We start from the raw sequence: 21,821 nt of genomic DNA, 5'->3' as shown, positions 1-21,821 counted from the left end.
AACGCCCCTGGGGAGAAAGCGTCCTTCAAGAGCGCCCCCGACGGACCCGAAGGTCCGCCGGGGCGTCATGACCCGCCTCGAGGCTAGAAGGACTTGCTGAGGCTGAAGTACCAGTAGCGGGCGTAGGGCTGGTAGACCGCGCCCAGATAGCCGTAGGTTCCCGACGACAGCGGCGGGGTCTCGTCGGTGATGTTGTTGACCCCCAGCCGCAGCTTGGCGCCGTCGAACCGGCCGCTGGCGACCGTCCACTGGCCATAGAGGTTGCCGGTGACCTGCGACTCCACCTGCCAGGGCGTGCCGTCGGCCGCCAGCAGGCTCGTATCGTCCATCGACGAGATGTACTTGGTGAAGGCGCCCACGGTCACTTGCTCGTAGCGCCAGGTCAGCGAGGCCGAGACCTTGGTCTTGGGGGTGCCGTTCTGGCGCAGAAGATCCCCGCCGCCGGTGATCGAGGTGCCCGCATTGATCTTGCCGGCGTCACGCGCGGCGATCAGAGCGGCGATGTCGGCCGACGGTTGGCGATAGAACTTGTTGAAGTGGGCGACATTGATGTCGGCGTCGAAATCGCCGAAGCGGGTGCCGTGCAGACGCCAGTTGAGGCCGACGTCGAGACCGCGGACATCCTGCGGATTGAGGTTCTGGTACTGGTCCTTGACGTAGGTGACCTGGCCGACGGCCGCCAGGCCCGTGCCGGCCACCCGGGCGATATCGTCGGCGGTGGGGGCCAGGCGGATGACGTTGGGATTGCTCGAGCCCTGGACCCGCATCAGATAGTCCAGGATCAGGGCGTTGCCCTCGCCGAACACGCCGATGATGCCGTTCTGCTTGGTGTCCCAGACATCGACCGTCAGGGTGAAGCGGCCAAGCTCGGAAGGAATGAACTTGGGCTGCAGCACCAGGCCGATCGACTGGCTCTGGGAGGTCTCGGCCTTCAGGTCGGGATTGCCGGCCCGCTGGGCGGTGGCGACGATCGAGGCCGAGCAGGCGCTGAAGGTGCTGATCTTGCCGGACCGCAGGTCGGCTTCGCAGAAGATGTAGTCGGTGCGGGTGTTGCCGCGTGTGACGATCGCGGAATTGACCTGCAGCAGGTTCGGCGCGCGGAAGCCCTTGGAGTAGGAGCCGCGGACGCGAACGCCGTCGACCAGGTCCCAGGCCAGGGCGACCTTCGGCTTGGCCACGTCGCCAAAGTCGCTGTAGTGCTCGTAGCGGCCAGCCAGCTGCATCTCGACATTGCGCACCAGCGGCACGTTCATGTCGGGCGAGATGATCGGCACGGCCAGTTCGGCATAGGCCGAGGCGACCTTGCGCGACCCTTTGGAGTCGGGGGTCGGGCTGACGCCGAACAGGTCGGACGTCTGGACTTCGCCGGTCACCGCGTCGGTGAACTTGATGGAGCCGTCGACGCGGGCGTCGCGGTTGTCGCTGATCGTCTCGCGGCGCAGCTCGACGCCGGCCGCCAGGCCAAGGTCGCCGCCCGGCAGAGCGATCAGATCGGCCTTGGAGACCTTGAAGTCCCACTGGGCCAGGGTCGAGCGGCCCTTCAGATAGGTCTTGACGCGGATGGCGTCGAGCGCGGCCTTGCTGCTGGGGGTGGTGTCTGCGCCGGTCGGGTTGCTGACGCCGCCGCCATTGAAGGGGTTGTAGGCGTCGGGGGTCGACAGGGCCAATTGCTTCTGCAGGGCCGTGGAGCTGACGCCGTCCTGGACGTCGGTGACGCCAGCCTCGGTGTAGAGCAGCGCGCTGTCCCAGCGGAAGCCATAGGCGTCGCCCTTCAGCCCGCCCAGGACGCGGACCTGCTTGCCCTTGACGTCGACATTGGTCGGGCCCAGGTCGCCGAACCGGTAGTTGGTCAGGGTCACCGCGCGGCCGGAGGCGGGAATATTCAGGTTAGCCAGGCGATTGGGATTGACCGTACCGTCGGCGAAGGTGGTCGGGCCGAACGGATTCCAATAGTTGGAGGTCGGGACCGTGATTTTGGTCGAGCCGATGGTGAAGACCGAGTCCTGAACGCTGTGGGTCTTGGAGAAGTAGTAGCCCAGCTCGCCATAGGCGGTGACGTTGTCGGTCAGGTCATAGCGCCAGGTCGAGAACAGGTTCGTCCGGCGCAGCTTGGGCATGACCGACAGGCCATAGGTCGCCTGACCGTCCGAGCGGGTGTCGCGCGCGGCCCCCGCGGTGGCGCGCGTGCCCGTGCCGATGCAGATACCGTTGGCCAGGACCGAGGCGCAGGAGCCGTCGGCGGTGGGCTGGATGTGGAAGACGCCGGCGGCGGTCGTCAGATTGGTCGTGCCTTGGCGGACCGCGCCGGTCTGGCCGACTACCGTCAGGTCGGCCCAGGGGCTGAGCGTGCTGCGACGATCTAGCGTGTTGGACCCGGCGAAGCTGGTGTCGGCGAACAGCGGGCGCTTGTCGCCGCTGGCGGTGTAGTCAAGGTCGGTCGACTTCAGGGCGCTGCGGTAGGCGTAGTCGACCGACACGGTGACGTTGCCGCGGCGCTCCTTGAAATTATGGCCGACGGTGGCGTTGAGGTTGAAATCGCGCATACCCGTGCCCTCGGCGCCGCCGTAGCGCACGCTGACCGAGCCGCCGTCCAAGTCGTCGCGCAGCATGGTGTTGAGCACCCCGGCCACGGCGTCGGCGCCATAGAGGGCCGCAGCCCCGTCGCGCAGCACTTCAAGGCGTTGGATGCCCGAGACCGGAAGGGTATTGGAGTTGGTGGTCAGCACGGGAGCGAGGTTGGCGTCGGCCTGGGTGCCCGGCCAAGTCGCCACCCGTCGGCCATTGAGCAGAACCAAGGTGTTGCCCACGCCCAGGTCGCGCAGATTGATCGAGCCGACGTCGCCGCGGGCGAAGTTGCTGCTGGTGGCGCCGTTGGTGCTGTTGAAGGTGACATTGCCCATCTGCGGCACCGCGCGCAGCAGATCATCGCCCGAGACCGCGCCGGTGGAGGCGATCTGAGCGGCGTCGACCACGGTGACCGGCACGGCGGCGGTGACCTTGGAACCGGCGATCTGACTGCCGACGACAATCACTTCCTCGACGGTGGCCGCGTCCTGCGGCTCGGCGGGCGGCGTGGCTTGGGTCTGGGCGTGGGCCACGGCCGCGCCCAGGAAGGCGGCCGTCGTGGCCATCAAAATCGTCCGCCCACGGCGGTTGGTGTGCTGGTTCATCTTGATCCCCTCTGGTCCTTGCTTCGCCGCCGGCAGGCTTGCGCCGTTCTCGATCGACAGGCTCTGAGACGTAAGCCGCCGCCGCTGCCCCACCTGGGTCGGACGATAAAATCGCCTCCGCCGATGTTGCCTGCGGGCTGGGCGCCCATCGCCCGGGAAGCGGGCGCCGACTGGCTCCCGAACCCCCACTAAACTTCTAGGTTTTTGCCGGCGCGGCAGATTTTGGCGGAGCGGCGCCAGGGAAACTGAGCCTTTGGCGCCTTGACCACGCCGCCGCTCAGCTGTCCTCGGCTGATCGCTTCAACGTCAGTAGAAGCTGACGTTATCGATCTCCATCCAGAGCTTCTCGCCCCCCTTGCGGCCACCCATGAACTCAACCTCGGTCAGGTTGGCGGCGGACCATCCGTCCTTGCCGCGCACGGCCGTCAGGGCCGAGAACGGAATCTCGACGACGCGCCAGTCCGCGCCGGCTTCGAACGGCGCCGACCAGCGACCCGAGACGGTGGTGACGCCGAGCGCGTAGGCGCCCTCACCGCGCACTTCGAAGCGCACGCCCTTGAAGGCGCTCGCATCGACCGGCTGGATGGACCCGCGGGTCAACGGGATGATGACTCCGGCGCTCGGCTTGGCCTTCATGGCCATGCGCGCGGCGATCGACAGGGCGCGCCCTTGGGGGCCTCGCGAGATCACCTGACTGATCTCGACGGTGCGATCCATGCCGCCGTCGGGGTCGTCGGTGCGCAGGGTGTCCAGGCTCGAGCGGCCATCGGCGCGCTCGAAGTCGTCGATCAGGGCCTTGGCCGGGATGGCCGGCATGCTGGTGGCGGCGTTGGCGCTCATCGGCGGGGCGCCTGGGCCAAAGACGAGCTTGCCGTCGATCAGGACGCGGTCGGTCTTGCGCACGTCGGCGATGTTCGTCCAGGGCTCGCCCTTGATCAGCACGAGATCGGCGCGCTTACCCGGCTCGATGGTGCCGCGGTCGGCTTGCAGGTTCATCAGCTTGGCGCTGGCGGCGGTGCCGGCGATCAGGGCCTGGCTTGGGGTGAGGCCCGCGCGCACCAGCAGCTCCATTTCATGCAGGCTGGCCTGGCCGTGGGGAGCGCCGGGCATGCCCGCGTCCGTGCCCAGGCCGAGGGTCACGCCCGCGTCGTGAAGGCGCTTGGCGTTGGCCAGGGCGTAGTCGAACTTGCGGAAGCTCTGACGGTTCTTCGGATCGGCCGGATCGCGCGCGGGCTCGCCGGGTTTCACGGGTTCATAGACCGCCAGGGTCGGGGTGTCGGCCGTGCCGCCGGCCTTGATCGCGGCCAGCGCCTCGTCGTCGAGCAAGCGATCCTGCAGGCTGTGGGTGATGACGTCGACGCCCGCGCGCCCCGCCACCGCCCCGCGCTCGACGGTCACGGTGTGGGTGAAGACCTTCAGGTTGGCCTTGTGGGCCTCCTCGACCAGCGCGCTGAGCGTCCAGCCGTCCATGCTGGTGTTGTCGGGTGAGGAGCCATAGCGCCAGCCGTCGGTGAAGGCCTTGATCAGGTCGGGCTTGTAGGGGGCCAGGGACTGGATCGCGGCCCGGGCGGCCTCGGGGGTGTTGACCCACTTGGTGGTGGCCGTATCGGCCCAGTCGGCGCCATGACCGCCGGGCGTGCTGACGCGCGCGGCGAAATTGACGTGCGGGGCCACCAGGGTCGAGAGCCACTGGCGGCGCGGCGCGAATGACTCCGGCGCGGCGTTGAAGTCGTTGACCGTGGTCACGCCGGCCGAGACGTAAGCCGTGGCGATCTGCGGCGTGGTCGCCGGAACGCCGCCGCCGGTCCAATGGGTGTGGAGATCGAAGAAACCCGGCAGCAGGGCCTCGCCCTTGGCGTCGATCACCTGGGCTCCGCGCGGAACCTTGACGTCTGGCCCGACCTCGGCGATGCGCCCGTCGCGGATGACGACCGTGGCCTTGCGCGGCGCGGCGCCCGTGGCGTCGAAGATGCTCGCCCCGACGATGGCGATCGGCGCCGCCGGCCGCTCGGCCGCCTGGGCCGCGTGCAGCGCCAAGACGGACGCCGAAACCGCCGCCGCCGCTCGCCAGGTCCAGCCCCGCTTCGTGTTCGCCATCGCTCTGTGCTCGCTCATCCGCCCGACGCGCCCCGGCGCCGCTTCCTAAGACGTAGCGCGCGCCCTTCGCCACATCGGAAAGCCGGCGCTCGGATGAGTTTTTTTTGCGCCGCCGCGCTCGGTCAGAGGGCGATGGGCACCGAGGTGGTGAACTTCATCTCTTCCATCGCGAAGGCCGAGCTGATGTCGAGCAGGCGCACGGCCTTGATCAGGCGCCGGTAGACCCCGTCATAGGCGGCGATGTCCTTGACGCGAAGCTTCAGGAGATAGTCGACCTCGCCGCTCATGCGGTAGAATTCGACCACTTCGGGGATGGAGCGGACCGCGCCGGCGAAGGCGGCCAGCCACTCGTCGCTATGCTCGGCCGCGCGGACGGTGACGAACACCACCATGGCCGAGCCGAGCTTGACGGGGTCGACGAGCGCCACCCGCTTGAGGATGTAGCCGTCGTCCTCGAGCCGCTTGAGACGACGCCAGCAGGCGTTCTGAGACAGAGAGACCGCCTCGGCCAGTTCGTTGACCGTCAGCGAGGCGTCTTCCTGAACGATCTCCAGGATGCGCCGGTCTATCCGATCCAATCCACCATCCGCCGCCAAATCAAATTCTCCCAAGCCTTCTCCGCGAAGCCAAATTGTCTTGCGACTTTCGCGACAGAGTCCAGGGTTTTCACCACATGCCTCCAAAACGGCGGGATAACACCCACACGGCGTACGGGGCTTGCGAAGGCGAGTCTCCGGCCGGCTCCGCGACTAAGCCTGGCGAAACCTCTTCTCGCGTCGAGTCGGCGCCTGCGCGACGGGCGCGACGCGCCAACACATTCGGCATCGATCGCCGATTTCACGCCAGTAAGTAACAGCTTCATTATCCAACACCCCGCGCGGCTACGTCGCGGCTATCTGTCTGGCGACGAAGAACAGGGTCCGTCGCCACGGCGCGCCTGGCTTCGCGGACGTCGCGCGCATTCCGCGCGAGGCGCCCTCTTATTTGGCGTACCGGCGCCCTCCTCGGGGGCGCGGCGAAGGATCGGGAAGACCTATGAGTGGTAAGGCCTCGCAGGGCGCGACAGGAACGACGGCGGCGCTGGACCGTCACTTCGGCGTCAGCGCGCGGGGGTCCAGCGTTCGGACCGAGATCCTGGCCGGGGCCACGACATTTGTCGCCATGGCCTATATCGTCATGGTCAACCCCGCGATCCTGTCCGACGCTGGCCTTCCGGTCGCCGCCGTGGCCGTGGCCACGTGCATCGCGGCCGGCTTCGCCACCCTGGCCATGGGTCTCGTCGCCAACGTGCCCCTCGCCCTGGCGCCCGGCATGGGCTTGAACGCCTACTTCACCTACACCGTCGTGCTGCAGATGGGCGTACCCTGGCAGGTAGGCCTGGGCTGCGTGTTCCTGTCGGGCGTGATCTTCCTGCTGCTGACGGCAGCTGGCATCCGGCAGATGATCATCGCGGCCATTCCCGTACATCTCTTCGCCTCCGTCGCCGGCGGCATCGGCCTGTTCATCGCCTTCATCGGTCTGAAGAACGCCGGCATCGTGGTCAGCAATCCGGCGACCTTCGTGGCCCTTGGCGACCTGCGCCAGCCAGGCCCCGCCCTGGCGCTTCTGGGGCTGGTGCTGATCGCCAGCCTCAGCGCCTGGCGCGTGAAGGGCGCCCTACTGATCGGCATCGTCGTCACCAGCATCATTGCCTGGCTGTGCGGCCAGGTCGCGTTCACGCCTCAGCCCTACAGCCTGACCGCGCTGACGCAGACGGCGTTCAAGCTGGATATCGCCGGCGCCCTGGGTTTCGGCGGGCACGGTCTGGGCCTGCTCGAGATCATCTTCGTCTTCCTGTTCGTCGACATCTTCGACAACATCGGCACCCTGGTGGCGGTGACCAAGCGCGCCGGCCTTGTCGACGCGTCGGGCAAGATCCCCGGCCTGAACCGCATCCTGACCACCGACTCGGTGGCCACCATGGTCGGGGCCGTGGTCGGCACCAGCACCGTGACCAGCTATGTCGAGAGCGCGGCCGGCGTGCAGGCCGGCGGTCGCACGGGCCTGGCCTCGGTGGTGACCGGCATCCTGTTCCTGCTGGCGGTGTTCGTGGCGCCCTATGCCCAACTGGTCCCCGCGGCGGCGACCGCCCCCGCCCTGATCATCGTCGGCGGGCTGATGATGGCGCCCCTGGCCGAGGTTGACTGGGACGACGCCTACACCGCCGTGCCGGCCTTCCTGACGCTGATCATCATTCCCCTCACCTTCTCGATCGCCAACGGCCTGGCGTTCGGCGTCACGATCTTCGCGGCGCTGAAGATCGTGCGCGGCCAGGCCCGACGCGGCGACTGGCTGCTGTTCGTGCTCGCGGGCCTGTTCGTCGCCCGCTTCGTCTGGATGACGGCGGGCTGAAACAGGACAGGCTCTACGGGGCGAGCTTCGGGACGATGGCCTTCATCTGGGTCTCGAAGGTGTCGAAGGCCCGCTCCAGACGCCACTGATCGCGCGCCTTGGGGCTGGTCTTCAGCACCGCCGCGCAGGGTCTAGACGGCGTCGGGCCGCTGGCCTCGGCGCAGGGACCATCCCACAGGCTCGCGCCTTGCAGGAACGCGTAGGTCAGGCTGTCGCGCGACATCTGTTTCAGCTGACCGTAGCGCACGCCCTGTTCCAGCACCGCGCGCATGTATTCGTGAGTCAGATCGCTTCGCGAGACGCCCAGGTCATCCGTCGACAGGGTCACGGGCACACCGGCCGCCAGATACAGCGGCAGCGGATGGTCCTTGCCTTTCACGCCCAGGATGACGTCGTTGCTGGTCAGGTTGATCTCGACGGCGATCTTGTCGCGAGCCATGCGCGCCAGCAGCTTTTCGGCGTCATCCTCGTAGGCGATGTCGACCCCGTGGCCGATGCGGCGGGCCCCGGCCACCTCGACCGCCTCGGCGATATGGAAGCGCAGGTCGCGCGGCGGCGTCAGGCCCATGGCCAGCTCGCCCGCGTGGAGGGTCAGGGGCACGTCGGGATACAGCGTCTTGAAGAAGGCGAAGAGGCGCATGTGCAGCCGGTAGTCGCGCAGCGACACCGGCCCGTCCTCGGGCTCCAGGATATTGATCCCGACATAGCGCGGATCGGCCTTCACCAGGGCGAAGGCGGCGGCCATCTGGCCGAACACCACCTCGGGCGGGCGTTGGCGCGAGATCGACAGCAGATAGCGCAGCGTCACATCGCAGGCCGGCTCGGGCTTGGCGGTCCCACAGCGATTGAGGGCGGCGATGGCCTTGTCATTGGCGTCGGCCCCGGCGATCGCCGCCGGCATGGCCTTGGCGATGGCCGGCTTCAGCTGGTCGAGACGGGCCTGAAGGATCCTGGCGTCCAGGCGCTGGGGCGGCGAGCCGTCGGCCGTCGGGACCCAGGGATCGGACCACGGGATGGCGGCCGAAGCCTCGATCACCCCGCGCGAGGCGCTCGAGCCGGCCATCAGCTCCAGATACAGGGTGTTGTCGAGCGCGGCCTGGCGTAGAGCCTCGGCCTGGATCCGCACGCCGCGGTCCTCGCCGCCGCCCCGTCCCGAGCGACCAAAGGTGCGGAAGAAACGACGATGGCCGGAGATTTCCGGATCGCCTACTCCCTGCTCGAAGCGGCGGGTGGAGAGCGCATCGACGATGTCGCTGTAGAGGTCGGGGTCACGCTCGGGCAGTCCCTTCAGCGGGACTCGATCGGCATTGGCCTCGCCAGCGCAGGGAGCCGATACCAGGGACTGGGTCGACGTGGAGAAACAGCCATCGGCCGCCGCGGCCCAGGCGATGAAGTCCTCGGCATAGGTGCCCCCGCCCGCGTGGTTGTGCAGGTCCGCGCCCTTGGGCAGCTTGGTCAACAGAATGCGCAGCAACGGTGGCGACGTCGCCGCCTTGGCGAACAGGGCGTCCAGTTCGGCGTCCGCGGGCGTTCCCGCCATGGCCGGACAGGCCAAGGTCAGACAGCTGGCGGCGAACAGGGCCGCAACGCCCCTCATGGATGCGGACATCATGCGCTGCCCCCTAATATGGAATCGGCCTCGGCGCGAACGCCGAGGCCAAAGCTTAAGCGGTAAAAACTAGAACTCGAAGCGGGCCCCCAGGCGGACCCGCCAGACGCCCAGCTGGGCGTTCGGCTGCAGGGTCGGCTTGGTGAAGGCGGTGTAGGAATACTGATTGCAGCTCGAGCCGGCCTGCTGAGCGCAGGCGACGTTCACCACCGAGGTCAGCGGGTTGTAGGTCCGGTAGGAGCCCCAGTCGCTGTTGATCAGGTTCAGCAGGTTCTCGACGTCGCCGAACAGCTTGAACCGAGCCGAGCCGAGGAACGGCGCGGGCACCTCCTGTTCGACGTGCAGGTCGACCTTGAAGTAGTCCGGGGACTTTTCGGTGTTCTTGCCAATCACGCCTTGGCTCAGGTCGTTGGCCCGCACGAAGTCGCGGAACGCCTCGTAGACCGCCGTCGAGGCATAGCTGACCTTGGAGTCGGCGGTGATGCTCGACACATCCGGCACATACAGCAGGTAGCGGTTGGAGCCGCCGGTCGTGCCGAACAGGGTCGAGCGGCTGTTGGACAAGGTGGTGTTCATCGTCAGGCTGTAGGGCGAGCCCGAGCGCAGTTCCCCGAACAGGTTGAAGCTGGTCTTGTAGTCGCCGAAGAAGGCGTGGGCGTAGTCGATGTTGAACTTCCAGTTGTCCCGCACCTCGTAGCTGGACCGGCCATACGCCGGCTGGTTCGGATCGACCATCGGCTGGCCGCCATAGGTGCCGCTGGCCGTCGAACCGCCCGAGGCGTAGCTGCCCATGTCCGACAGCGACTTCACGTTGGAGTAGGTATAGCTGACGCCGGTATCCAGGCCGAAATCGAAGGACTTGCTGGCCCGGGCGACGGCGATGACCGACTTGCCCTTGTCGGTGCTCAGCATGGCCAGGTCGCTGTTGGCCGTATTGGTGTAGGTGTCGGCATAGATCGCGCGACCGTCGGGCGCCGTCCCGACCTTGGTCAGGCGCAGGTCGGTATAGTAGGCGGCGGAGTCCGCGCGCCCATAGAACAGGTCCGCGCCGAAACGCCAGCCGTCACCCAGTCGCTCGCCCAGATCGGCCACGTAGTCGACCGACAGGTTGGTCTTCCACTGCGCCGGCAGCTTGAAGGTCGGCAGGATGAACGAAGTCGGCGAGGCCCCGAGGGCGGAGGTGTTGGTCTGCAGGTAGCTGGACACCAGCGGGTCGATCTTGTTGCCCTGGACATTGTTCAGGGCCGCCGCGCAGATCGCCGCGGCGTTGGCCACCGTCGCTGGGATGGTGCAGCCCGTACCGCCGACGGCGCGGCCGATCGTGACCGTGTTGGTGAACACCCCGGCGTTCGAGAAGCTGTTGCCGACGAAGACGTCTGGCGCGCCGCCGTTGAACAGGCCCACGCCCGTGCGCACCGTCAGGCGATCGGTCGGCCGCCAGGTCAGGCCGACGCGCGGCTGGACAACCAGGTTGCCGTCGATATTGGCGTTGTTGGCGAAGCCGTAGCGATTGACGAAGGACGTCTTGAGCGGCGCCTTATCCTGCATCTTGTAGCCGTCGAAACGGACGCCGGCGGTGACGTTCAGCTCCGGCGTGATGTCCCAGCTGTCCTGCGCCCCGAAGGTCAGCTGATCATAGTCGAAGCTGGCGCTGGCGTCCGACAGCTTGCCCGTGATCGAGTACTGGTACAGAAGCTGGCCGGCCTGGCGGGCCTGGAAGTCCGCCAGGGAGTCGAAATAGTAGGTGCCCAGCGAGTTGGCCACGAAGGTGTTGCTGATCTTCAGCCGGCTGTAGGACGCGTGCAGCTTGAAGGCGTGGTCGCCGAGATTGTAGCGGGCGACGAATTCGGCGCCGTACTGCTTTTGCCCGACGACGTCGGCCTGGCTGAAGGCTTCGGTGCCGAAGACCAGTCGCGGCGTCCCCGTCTGGGTGCACTGGTTCAGCGAACCGACGGCGACCGGGTCGAGGCAGACGGTGATATCGCTATAGCCTGGCGAGCCGAACGAGATCGGGACCTTCATCGAGTCGCGATAGTTGACCCGCAGCTCCGTGCTGAAGGCGTTGGTCCAGCGGGAGTTCAGCTGCAGGACGTGGGTCTCGACCTTTTCCGGCTCATGGGTGGCGTAGGAGCCCAGACCCAGGCCCGGCGAGGTGATCGACGAGGTGCCGCCGCTCAGCGCGACCGTCTCACCCTTGTTCTGGATGGTCGAATAGGACAGGCGCTGGTTGTCGTTGATGTTCCAGTCGAGCTTCAGCGTCCATTTCTTGTCCTTTTCAGGACGGCTGGTGAGCACGCCGAGCGTGTCGTAGCCGTAGACTGACTTGGCGATCGAGGTGACCTGATCGACCTGGGCCTGGGTCAGGTTCGGAATGGCGTTGCCCGAACCGGGCGGGCCAAAGACCGACGGGACGGTCTCATCGAGCTTCTCGTAGGCGAACGCGAAGAACAGCTTGTCCTTGATGATCGGCCCCGAGATGAAGGCGTTGCGCGTCTTGGAGGTCATCTCCTGCGAGAAGCTGCTGCCCTTGGACTTCGTGCCCATCAGGCTGTCGTCCGAATAGGTATAGCCGGCGGCGCCGGTGAACTTGTTGCCCCCCGAGCGCAGAACGACGTTGATCGAGCCGCCCTGGAAATCCCCTTCGGAGATGTCATAGGGCGCGATCTTGACCGACAGCTGCTCGATCGCGTCCAAGGGGATCGGGCCGCGCGCGCTGGGCAGGCCGCCCTGGTTCAGGCCGAAGTTGTCCGAGAAGCGCACGCCGTCGACCGAGAAGCGATTGGTCCGGCCGTTCTGGCCCGCGATCGAGACGCCACGGGTGCTGGGATTGAACGAAGCGAACGGATCGCGACGGGCGATGTCGCGGATATCGCGAGACACCGAGGCTACGCTGGCGATGCTGTCGCGATCGAACACCGTGACCAGCGGGCCGCTCTTTTCCCCCCGCGTGGCGGTCACCACCAGGGCGTCGACCTGCGTGTCGCCCACGGCGATCGGCAGGACATAAGGCTGACCAACGCTCAGGAAGAGATTCCGCGAGGTCACCGGCGGGAAGCCCGGCGCGGTCACCGTCACGGTGTAGGGGCCGCCTGGACGCAGGCCGGTCAGGTTGAAGGCGCCGGCGCTGTTGGTGGTGGCGTTCGCGGTCGTGCCCGAGGGCTCGTGCACGGCGCTGACGCTGGCGTTGACGGCGGCCGCGCCGCTGGCGGTCACCGAGCCCCGGATCGAGGAGGTGGTCTCCTGGGCGACGACCGTCGTTCCGGTGGCCGCCAAGGCGAGCGCGATGGCGCTCGCGGCATAAAGATGTCGCATTTGGGTCCCCTTGAGATGGTGGGCCACGGTCCCCCCGAGCCACACCGAACTGAAGTCGTTACGCCCGCCGCGCCTATGGCCGCGCCTACGCGCCAATGCGCGCGGCGAGCCGTGAAGCGGAGTTTGCGGTGTTTCCCCCAACGGTCGGGACACTTGACGCGTCCTCGCGGCTGGACCGACCGCCAGGGCCGATCCGCCGTTTCAGGTCGTTACTTCCCGTCGCCGGGAATCTTGTCGCGATAGACGGCCCAGTTGCCCGAGAGCTCGTCGACGACCTTGCCGGCCACCACGAGGGCGGCGTAGGCGGCGGCGTCGCCGACCCCGGCGTAAGGCCGGTTCATGCTGTCGACCGGGCTCTCGCCCGGAGCCTGCTGCGAGTAGTTACTGGCGGTGCGCAGAACGACCAGCCGATCGTAGTCGGCCTTGCCGACCACGGTGAGCCGCCGCAGCGCGTTGGCGACGCCGGTGTCCTCCATGGCGGTCATCACGAACCGGCTCTTGCCGCCACTGAAGTCGGTGGCGAGCTTGGCGTAGCGCTTGGTCAGCATTTCGCCGTGCCAATAAGCCTGGCCGGAGATTTCGTCGCCGGTCAGCACGAAGGGCGGCTTGGAGCCGTTCGGATAGCCCGAGAAACGCGCCCGCGCCGTCTTCAGCGCGTCGGTGTCGGGAAGCTGAATGCCCTTCGTCAGCCCATAGGCCCAGTCACGCAGGCCGACGTTGAGCGGATAGTAGACGCTGCTGGGGCGGTCGGCGCGCGGCGGCTCGAACGGCGGATAGCCGCCCGTCCATTCCGGCGGGGCCTCGCGCGGATCGACCCACTTGCCGAAATCGACGTCGATGACGTTGCCGATCCACGCCGCCGACCCGGGCGAGGCCTCGTTCGGATTGACCCCGGCGATGGCCGCGATCACCCAGTAAGCCTTGGAAAGGTCGAAGCGCGGATCGGTCGCCAGGGCGAAGGTGGTGATGGCCGCATGGTTGGTGCCCACGCCGGTGCGGACGATCAGGACGCCCTTCGCCGGATCGTAACCCAGCGGCGCGACGCCGTTGGGGAAGTCCAGAGTCTGGGGCGCCTTGGCCATCCAGGCCTTGTCTTCCAGCGCATAGGCCGTGACGACGACGACTCGGATCGGGATGGGCGCGGTGACCGCGGACGCGGCGGGCGGCGAAACCGGCGCCTGCGCCAGGGCCGACGTCGCCGTCACTCCCGCGAAGGCCGCGGCCAAAAGGGATCGGCGTGTCCAGGCGGACAAGTTCAACATGATCGCAAATTCCCCCAACTCGGCCCTGTAACGCTACGCGAAGACCCCGGCGCCGCGGCGGATCGCCGGGGACGCTGAAACCCTTGTTCTGGTCGGATGCAATGGCGTCGGGCGCGCGCCGGTCAAGCGAGCGGGAGAGTGGAAATAAATTCTTACTTCATGTGACGCCGGACCGGGCAACCCTGCGCCCGCCCTGCTGCTTAGGGCAGCGCCAGGAGGCCGCTCGCCGGCGGCGACGCCGCCAGGCCCCATACGCCTGGCCATCCCGCTCCCGGCGCGACATGCTTCAGATCTTTTCGAGACTGGGCGTCATGCAAGGTCGAGGTTTTCCGCGAGCGCTTCTTCCGGCGCTTCTCCTGCTCTCGGCGGCCGCGCCGCCGCCGTCCGCCTTCGAGGTCGTCGCGCTAGGCGTCAACGGCGGCGTGGAAGAGCCGACGAGCGCCTACCATATCGTCGCCCATGGGAACCGGTCGGGCGTGATGTGCGACGTGGGCACGCTAGCTTCGGGCCTGGATCGGGCCGTGCGCAAGGGCCGCTACCCAGGGGCGGACTCGCGCGGACAGGTGATGGACTCCATCGCCGCCTACCTGATCACACACGCCCACCTCGACCATGTCGCGGGTCTTGTGCTGGCGTCTCCAGACGATACCCAGAAAGACATCATGGGCCTGCCGCAAGTGAACCAAGCGCTCGCGGATCACTATTTCAACTGGGTCGCATGGCCCAACATGGGCGACCGCGGCCCCCCGCCACACATCGGCAAATATCACTACAAGGACCTGGAACCCGGCGGGACGCCCACGCCGATCGCTGGAACAGGGATGACCGTCACGGCCTACCCGCTGTCGCACGGAGGGGTGACGTCGACCGCGTTCTTGCTCCGGAGCGGACCGGACGCCTTCCTCTGCCTGGGCGACACGGGTCCCGACGCGGTCGAACACGCGACGAACCTAGAAGATCTTTGGCGCGCCGTGGCCCCGTTGGTGCGGCAGGGGCGGCTGCGGGGAATGCTGATCGAGGTCTCGTACCCCGACCCGGTTCCAACCACCCGGCTCTACGGGCACCTGACCCCGATGTGGCTGAACACCGAGCTTGAGACGTTGCGCGGCATGACGCAGGACGACGCTCGCATGCGGGCGTTGCCGATACTGGTCACGCACATAAAGCCTTCGGGAGCGGCGCGATCGAGCCGTACATCGGTAGAGCGGCAACTCGAAAAGATCGGCTTCTTCAACTTCATGATCGCGGAGGAAGGGCGCAAATACGCTCTTTAGCCGCCGGATCACGCAGCCTTCGCGTCGACCATCTGTCCGAGGCCCTCGCCCGTCAGGCGTTCACCCGCCTCGCGAAAAAGGCCCGGCGCAAGCCGGGCCAGGTGATTGGATCTCTCAAAACCCGCGAAGGCATGAAGCCCTCACAGGCCTCCTTCTGAGAGCCCTCCGACCGTATCTGGAAGAAAATAAGTCGCGACCAAACCGCTGAGGTTGCCGTTCAATCATATTGCGCGAACGCGAGGCACGGGCTGAGTGACCGATTGACAGTCGAGCGTCGCGCGTCACGACAGGATCGGGCCGTATGACGTGCTCGACCGCGATCCGGCCGGAGCCAGGCTCATCGCCGCCGATGGCCCGCGGCGAATGTCGAATCGATCAACGACCAGCGCCGGCGACCTGCGCGGGCTTGAGGATATGGGTGAACGCAGAAACGAGGTTCGGCCGCTTCAAGAGCCAAGGCCCGAAATCATGTCTGTTCAGGCCGACATCAGCCACCGACCTAGTTGCCCGTAGAGCCAGCCAGCGTCTTCGCCCACGCCTCAGGCGACAGTTCTGGCCCCGCATAGGCGGTGGCGAAGTAGGTCTTGAGGTCACCGGCGAAGGGCCAGTCAGACCCGGCGACGAAACGATCCGGACCGATCCGGCGGATCAGGGCGGCCATCCGGGCGCGGTCCTCGGGCGTCGCATTGTCCTTGAAGACCTGGGCCAAGTCGAAGCGGACGTTGCGGACGCGACCCGGGTCCTTCTCGAATGTGTTGGCGAAGGCGCCCAGGGCGTTCAGCGTCGCAGCGTCGATCCCGCCCCAGCCCGCCGCGTGGGCGATGACCACGGGCCAGCCGCCGGCGGCCGGCAGCACCTGGTCGATGAAGGCTTCGACGTCCCGCGCGCCATAGTCGGCCGCGCTGGTGCGCATGTGGATCATGATCGTCCAGCCATTGGCCGCCGCGGCACGGAAGACCGCCGCCAGCTTGGCGACCTGCGCGGGGTCGCGCAGGTCCACGCCCGAGTTCGTGAGGTGCAGCTTCAGGCCGGTCACGGCGCGGTCGCCTTTCCAGTGGGCGATCTCCGTCAGAGCGTCGGGCGCCGTCGGATTGACGCTGACGAAGGCGGCGAAACGATCGGGCCGGCTCCGCGCCAGGGTGACCGTGAAATCATTGGCCTCGCGGACCACCCCGGCGGCGTCCTGCTGGGGCGGGCCCAGAGGGCTCTCGGCCAGATAGGCCGTCGACATCAGCCAACCCTGCCTGATCCCCGCGCCGTCCATCGCCTTCAGGGCGTCGGCGGCGGTCAGGGGCGCGGTGAAGCGCGGGTCGCACGGGCTCTTGCGCTTGGGGCTGGCGCAATAGGCCGGCAGGATCTTGAGGATCGCTGGCGAATGGACGTGCATGTGGTGGTCGATCGCCGGTCCCGCCCAGGCCCGGCCGGCCGAAAGCAGCAGCGCCAAGGCCGTCGCGCGACGCAAAAGGGTCGACAAGGTCCTACATCCTTCCAAGGAAAGGCGCGGAACCTCGGCTCCGCGCCCTCGCCCGTCCTACTGGCCCAGCAGGGTCTTTCGCCAGAACATGATGCTGGTCCAGAAGTAGTAGTCCTCGTTCTCCTTCTTGCGGAAAACGTGACCCTCGTTCTTGGCCAGCACGTGCCAGACCGAACCGCCGTTGGCGCGGACGGCCTTGATCATCTGGTCGGCCTCGGACGGCGGCACGCGCGGGTCGGTTCCGCCCGTGGCCACCAGCAGCGGCGTGGTGATCTTGTCGACGCTGGTCAGCGGCGAGATCTTCATCAGCTGTTCGCGCTGCTTGGGATCGCGCTCGTCGCCGTACTCCACCCGGCGCAGGTCGCGGCGATAGGCCTGGGTGTTCTCCAGGAAGGTGACGAAGTTGGAGATCGCCACGTAGCAGTTGGCGCCCTTCAGACGCGGGCTGTAGTGCGTGGCCGAGGCGTAGCACATGTAGCCGCCGTACGAGACGCCGTTGACGGCGAAGCGGCTGGCGTCCAGGGCCGGGTCCTTCTCCAGCGCGTCGAGGAAGGCGCCGATGTCCTTGACCGAGTCCTCGCGCTTGAACGGGCCGTTGTCGAGATTGACGAACCGCGCGCCATAGCCGGTCGAGCCGCGCACGTTCGGGAAGAACAGCGCGATGCCCAGCTCGTTCAGAAGATAGTTGTTCCCACCCAGGAAGTCGGGACGGGTCTGGCCTTCCGGACCGCCGTGGATGTCGACGATCAGCGGACGCTTGCCGGGGAACTTGGCCGGGTCGGGCTGATAGAGGAAGCCCGAGACCTTCTCGCCGTCGAAGCTGGCCACCTCGACCAGCTTGGGCTCGACGTTCAGGCTGGGATCCAGGCCGCCGGTCTCGCTGTGCGTCCACTGAGTGACGGCCAGGGTCTTGGGGTCGATCGAGAAGGCGTCGCCCGGCACCTTGGCCGAGGCCATGCTGAGACCGATCTCGCCCCACGGGGCGATATCGATCGCCGCGCCGATGCTGTAGGGGATCACGCCGGCCGGCAGGCCCGTCACCGGGCGCACGACGCCGGTGGCCAGATCCAGCACCCGCACGCGCGACACGCCGGCCTCGTTGATGGCGTAGACCGCGAACGAACCGTCCGGCGAGACGGCGAAGTCGCTGACGTCCCAGCGCGGTTCCTTGGAGACCGGGACAAAGCCGCCCTTGCCGTCCAGCTTGCCCAGGCGCTGGAAGTCCGAGTCCTTGCTCGAGGTCAGCCAGACCGAGCCGTCGCGGGCGTACTTCGGATCGACGTACGAGACCTTGGCCTTGGGATCGGTCAGGGGCTTCATCTTGCCGCTGGCCAGGTCCAGTTCGTAGACCATGGCCTCGTTGACCGACATGCGGTTCAGCACGAGCGCCTTGGCGCCGTCCGCCGAGAAGTCGGCGATGTTCCAGCCGCCGCCGGTGACCTGGGCGACCAGGCGGTCGGTCTTGGGGTCCTTCGGATCGACGACATAGAGGTCCATGTCCGCGCCGTTGCGGCGCGACGAGGCGTAGCCGACCCGCTTGCCGTCCGGCGACCAGGCCCCGAACCAGTTGCGGCTCTTGCCGTCGGTGATCAGGCGCGGACGGCCGGCCTCCAGCACGTAGAGCTGGTAGAACTCGTCGCCGCCCTTGTCCTTCTGGATCACCAGCGTCCCGCCCTTGGGCGACAGGGCGGCGGCCAGGATCGGCTCGTTCTCGAAGCTGATCTGGCGGCGGTCGCCCTCGGGCTTGGCCACGACGTGGACCTGATCGGAGCCGCCGAAGCGGGTCTTGATCAGCATCGAGCGGTCGGCGGCGTTCCAGCCCAGGAAGTTGGCGTGGCGCGCCTGCAGATACGGCGCGGCGGCCGCGACCAGCTCTTGCGGAATGGCCGGCGCGCCATCGACGACGATGGCGGCGGGCGGCGCGACGGTCTGGGCCGCCAAAGGCGTGGCCAGCGGAGTCGCGACGGCGGCGGCCAAAAGGGCCAGCGCCAAGGCTTGACGAGAGATCATCTGGAGAATGCCTCTGAAGAAAGGGGGAGCGCCGCCGGCGGGGGGAGCTAGGGGAAGCAACCGGCGGCGCGATGTCGGGCGGGCTTAGAAACGCATCCGCGCGCCGACGGTCACATAGCGACCGATCACGTCGTAGTAGGGCGAGTACAGCGACGAGACGGGCGGGTCCTTGTCGAAGAGATTGGTCGCGTTGGCGTAGAGCTCGACCTCATGGCCCATGACCTCGGGCAGCTTCGCCTGAACGCCCAGGTCGACATAGGTGTAGGCCTTGATGTGGCCGTTCACGAGGTCGACCGTTCGGTTGTACGTGCCCGGCGAGATGTAGCGCGCCCGCAGGTTGGCGCTGAACACCTTGCCCGACCAGTCGAGCGCCGCGGTCATCCGGCTCTTGGGCGTGCCCAGGCCGAACGAATAGCCTTGCGACTTGACGTACTCGATCTTGCTGACGCCGTCGTTGGTGGTCAGGCTGTTGACCCAGGTCATCAGCCAGCGGGCGCGGATGCGGCCGGGCGCGTCGGGGATCAGGCGGTCGAGATTGGTCGCGTACGAGATCTCGGCGTCGACGCCGTCGGTCTTGTAGTTGGCCAGGTTGACATAGGTAGAGACGATCCGCGAGATCCCGCCGGTGGCGTCGCGGGTGACCCGCGAACACATGTCGGCATTGCCGTTGGCGCAACGCGTGACGATGTCCTGCGCCGAGACCGTGGTGATCACGTTGTCGATGTCGATGTCGAAATAGTCGACCGAGATGTTGAAGCCCGGCAGGGCCGGCGGCGAATAGACGAAGCCGGTCGTGAAGGTCTTGGCCGTCTCGGGCGTCAGGTTCGCATTGCCGCCGCCATTGGTCAGCACGTAGACGCTGGAATTGGTCTTCGGGTCGACGATGGTGTTGTAGCCGGTCGTGCTGGTGGTGAAGAGTTCGTTCAGGTTGGCCGAGCGGATGTCGCGCGACTTGGTGATCCGTCCCCGGAAGCCCGGGAAGAACTCGTTGGTGGCGCCCAGCTTCCACGACCAGATCGAGCCGGTGGTGTTGTAGTCGGAGACGCGCGCGGCGGCGTTGATTTCAAGTTTGTTGAAGACGGGCACGTCGCGGACGACTGGCACCAGCACTTCGGCGAAGGCCTCCTTGACGCTGTAGTCGCCGGCCATGGCCGAGAAGCTGAAGGTGGTGAAGGCCTTGGCCGCGTCCAGGGCGCCGACCGTGCGATTGACCGACTCCTTGCGGGCCTCCGCGCCGACGGCGACCGAGACCGGGCCGGCAGGCAGGCTGAAGGGCTCGCCGCGCAAGCTGAAGCCGCCGACGTCCAGCTTGCTGGTCTCGCGCTGGCTGGGCGTACCGGTCACATAGTCCAGCGCCGCCTTCGAGGGCGCGCCCTGGCCGAACAGGTTGATCGGCACGCAGTTGGTCGAGGCGTTGGTCAGGGCGACCCGGCAGATCGGCTGGCCGGTGGTCGGGCTGATCACCGAGTCGACGGCGTTGGCGTAGTTCTGGGTCAGGAAGAACCCAGGGGTGTCGATATTGTTCTCGTTCTCGCCGTGGCTGTAGTAGGCGCTCCAGCGCCAGCCGTCGCCGAACGCGCCGTCGAACGCGATAGTCCCCTGGGTCGAGACGCGCTCGAAGTCGATCGTCGGATAGGCCTCGGTGTTGAAGCGGCCCATGGTGAACGAGGTCTGTCCCGCCGCCGCCAGGGCCGACTTCACCGCCGTCGGCAGATAGGCGTTGTCCGACTTGATCGTCAGGTTGCCGCGGTTGTGGTCCCCGAACCAGATGTAGTTGTTCCACATCCGTGAGCGGCGCAGCTCGGCCGTCATCTTGATCTTGTCGGTCAGGTCGTAGGTGACGCTGGCCATGGCGGCGTAGCGCTTCTGCGGCGTGACGAGGGGCGAGAGGTCGTCGTTCGAAGGGCCTTCGCCGCCGACCGAGTTGGTGCCGATCACCGTGCCGGCGTTGAAGGTGCGCAGGCTACCGTCGGGATTGAAGGCCTGGCCCTTCAGCACGCCCGACATGATCAGGCCGCCGTAGGCCGCGTTCGAGAAGCCGACGTTGGGGGCCAGGATGAAGCGGCCCGCGCCGTTCGACACCGTGGCCCAGCGGCCGATGTTCGGCCGGCTGTTCTTCGGGATGACCCCGTCATTGTCGATGTACTCGCCGCCGATCACGAAGTGGCCGCGGCCGTCGGCGAAGCTCTTGCCCGCCGCCGCCTCGAGGCGGACCTGCTTGGCGTCATGGTACGAGGACTCGCCCGCCTCCACGCCCAGCTTCAGGCCGGTGAACGTGCGGTCGATGCTGATGTTGACCACGCCGGCCACGGCGCCGGAGCCCCAGGCGGCCGAAGCGCCGCCGGTCACGACGTCGACGCCCTTGGTCAGGACGCTAGGGATCAGGTTCAGGTCATTGTCGCCCGAGAAGCGGCGGCCATCCAGCAGCACCAGGGTGCGGCTGATGCCGAGGCCGCGCAAGTCGACCGGGGCGTTGCCCGCGCCCGTGTTGGTGCCGGTGGTCTGGGCCGAGGTCGTGGCGCGGAACTGCGGCAGGTCGTTCAGGGCCGCGGCGATGTTCGGACGGGCGCCGACGCTCAGGTCCTGGGCGGTGACCCGCACCGTCGGGGTGGGCGCCTCGAAGCCGGCGCGGTCGATGCGCGAGGCCGTGACGATGATCTCACCGACGCTGGTGTCGTCGGTCTTGGCGGCGCCCTGGGCGGCGTCCTGGGCGAAGGCGGCGCCGTGCAGGGCCAGGACGGCGGGAACCAGGCTGCAACCCAGCAGCAGTCCCCGGCGAGTTTGGCGTGAAAGAGTCAAGGTAAGATCCCCTATGTTTCAGCAGTCGACAGTCGCTCTCTCCCGCGCGCCCGCTTGTTCGGTCGCGTCGGTCGCGGCGCTCGGAAAGACGTGCGCCTTCCCGGACTCCGCCAGGCGGTTCCTCTGCCCCCGCTGTCCCTTGGCCTGAGAGATTCAGACGCGGTCGCGCCCTTGCTCCTTCGGCGAGGCCGCTCACTTGTGGAGCGGTCCTGCTTTCCAGCGTCCTCGTGCTCTGCGGTCCCTGTTGCCTGAGCGTTTCCGGGGCGGTTGCGCCTTCGGCGTCGGGCTGACCCGATCTCTTCCGCGAGAGCCAGGCCAGTACGACCGGCTCGCCCCATCGCGTCAAAGCGTCGAAATCCGGTACAATGTTGCCCGGCGCGCGATGAGGACGAAAGGAATCCCCCTGAGCTCAACCGGTGGGCA

The 21,821-nt window shown here is 67.3% G+C and carries 11 protein-coding genes and 2 riboswitches; of the genes, 2 read left to right on the top strand and 9 right to left on the bottom strand.

Features of this window, described 5'->3' with window-relative positions:
• Window positions 1-83 precede the first annotated feature (83 nt).
• The 3 genes from AC07R7_RS11295 to AC07R7_RS11285 all read right to left on the bottom strand — a co-directional run bounded on the left by AC07R7_RS11295 (window position 84) and on the right by AC07R7_RS11285 (window position 5,845).
• A complete protein-coding gene (locus AC07R7_RS11295) occupies window positions 84-3,170 on the bottom strand; it encodes a TonB-dependent receptor domain-containing protein (protein ID WP_494635198.1) in 3,087 nt (1,028 codons plus the stop codon).
• A gap of 306 nt (window positions 3,171-3,476) precedes the next feature.
• On the bottom strand, window positions 3,477-5,267 hold the full coding sequence (locus AC07R7_RS11290; RefSeq protein ID WP_494635197.1) for an amidohydrolase family protein: 1,791 nt from the start codon (window positions 5,265-5,267) through the stop codon (window positions 3,477-3,479).
• Between the two features lie 122 nt (window positions 5,268-5,389).
• On the bottom strand, window positions 5,390-5,845 hold the full coding sequence (locus tag AC07R7_RS11285) for an Lrp/AsnC family transcriptional regulator (RefSeq protein ID WP_492888713.1): 456 nt from the start codon (window positions 5,843-5,845) through the stop codon (window positions 5,390-5,392).
• A 457-nt stretch (window positions 5,846-6,302) separates the two neighbouring features.
• Between AC07R7_RS11285 and AC07R7_RS11280 the strand changes: the two genes are divergently transcribed.
• Window positions 6,303-7,658 (top strand): NCS2 family permease, encoded by a 1,356-nt coding sequence (locus AC07R7_RS11280; protein ID WP_494635196.1) that lies wholly within the window; start codon window positions 6,303-6,305, stop codon window positions 7,656-7,658.
• A 13-nt stretch (window positions 7,659-7,671) separates the two neighbouring features.
• Here the strand turns inward: AC07R7_RS11280 and AC07R7_RS11275 are convergent, their stop codons facing one another.
• The 3 genes from AC07R7_RS11275 to AC07R7_RS11265 form a co-directional block, all read right to left on the bottom strand.
• Window positions 7,672-9,270: an adenosine deaminase family protein gene (locus AC07R7_RS11275; protein ID WP_494635195.1), complete on the bottom strand. Its 1,599-nt coding sequence runs from the start codon at window positions 9,268-9,270 to the stop codon at window positions 7,672-7,674.
• A 66-nt stretch (window positions 9,271-9,336) separates the two neighbouring features.
• The gene (locus AC07R7_RS11270; protein WP_494635194.1) at window positions 9,337-12,579 is read right to left on the bottom strand and encodes a TonB-dependent receptor; all 3,243 of its coding nucleotides are present in this window, start codon (window positions 12,577-12,579) and stop codon (window positions 9,337-9,339) included.
• Between the two features lie 209 nt (window positions 12,580-12,788).
• Window positions 12,789-13,841 (bottom strand): hypothetical protein, encoded by a 1,053-nt coding sequence (locus AC07R7_RS11265; RefSeq protein WP_494635193.1) that lies wholly within the window; start codon window positions 13,839-13,841, stop codon window positions 12,789-12,791.
• 311 nt (window positions 13,842-14,152) lie between these two features.
• On the opposite strand from AC07R7_RS11265, the gene AC07R7_RS11260 reads away from it, so the two are divergent.
• Entirely contained in the window at window positions 14,153-15,115 is a 963-nt protein-coding gene (locus AC07R7_RS11260) for an MBL fold metallo-hydrolase (protein ID WP_494635192.1), read from the top strand.
• A 499-nt stretch (window positions 15,116-15,614) separates the two neighbouring features.
• On the opposite strand, the gene AC07R7_RS11255 is transcribed toward AC07R7_RS11260, so the two are convergent.
• The 3 genes from AC07R7_RS11255 to AC07R7_RS11245 form a co-directional block, all read right to left on the bottom strand.
• Window positions 15,615-16,589, bottom strand: a complete 975-nt coding sequence (locus AC07R7_RS11255) for an amidohydrolase family protein (RefSeq protein WP_494635191.1) — start codon at window positions 16,587-16,589, stop codon at window positions 15,615-15,617.
• 57 nt (window positions 16,590-16,646) lie between these two features.
• On the bottom strand, window positions 16,647-18,599 hold the full coding sequence (locus tag AC07R7_RS11250; protein ID WP_494635190.1) for a S9 family peptidase: 1,953 nt from the start codon (window positions 18,597-18,599) through the stop codon (window positions 16,647-16,649).
• 84 nt (window positions 18,600-18,683) lie between these two features.
• On the bottom strand, window positions 18,684-21,398 hold the full coding sequence (locus AC07R7_RS11245) for a TonB-dependent receptor domain-containing protein (protein ID WP_494635189.1): 2,715 nt from the start codon (window positions 21,396-21,398) through the stop codon (window positions 18,684-18,686).
• 130 nt (window positions 21,399-21,528) lie between these two features.
• A riboswitch (glycine riboswitch) is annotated at window positions 21,529-21,620 on the bottom strand.
• Between the two features lie 3 nt (window positions 21,621-21,623).
• Window positions 21,624-21,712: riboswitch (glycine riboswitch) on the bottom strand.
• Between the last annotated feature and the right edge of the window lie 109 nt (window positions 21,713-21,821).

The organism is Caulobacter sp. GW821-FHT05F04 (genome assembly GCF_059419665.1).
This window is presented reverse-complemented; position numbering and strand designations above follow the sequence as displayed.